Here is a 472-nt window from a genome sequence, read left to right on the forward strand (position 1 = left end):
GTTTTATTGTGGGTGGGGGGTTGGGCCCCCTGGGGGCCCGCCGCCGCCCCCTGGCGGTGCGCTGTTACTCCCCCCCCCCCCGGGGCGGCGGGGCGCGGGGGCCCCCGCCCCCCCGCCCGGTGGTGGGGGTGCGCTCGGGGACCAATACAGGCGCGCTGTGGGGCGGCCGGTTCGCCGGGGGCCCCGCGGACGCCCTCGCCGCCCTGAGCAAGTCCACCCACTTCGACTGGCGGCTGGCCCGCTACGACATTGCCGGTTCCAAGGCGCATGCCCGCGTGCTGCACAAGGCCGGCCTGCTGGACGACGGCGAGCTGGAAGGCATGCTCGCCGCCCTGGCGCAGCTGGATGAGGACGTAGCCTCCGGCGCCTACCTGCCGGCGGAGTCCGACGAGGACGTCCACGGTTCCCTGGAACGCGGCCTGATCGAGCGGGCGGGTCCGCAGCTGGGCGGCAAGCTGCGCGCCGGCCGGAG

1 pseudogene is annotated in these 472 nt (G+C 76.5%); it reads left to right on the forward strand.

Annotated features, from left to right (window positions below):
* Window positions 1-122: 122 nt before the first annotated feature.
* Window positions 123-472: pseudogene (locus tag AC5RTT_RS20760) on the forward strand (argininosuccinate lyase); the annotation flags it as partial.

The sequence above is a fragment of the Arthrobacter sp. Y3221157 genome (assembly GCF_059089865.1).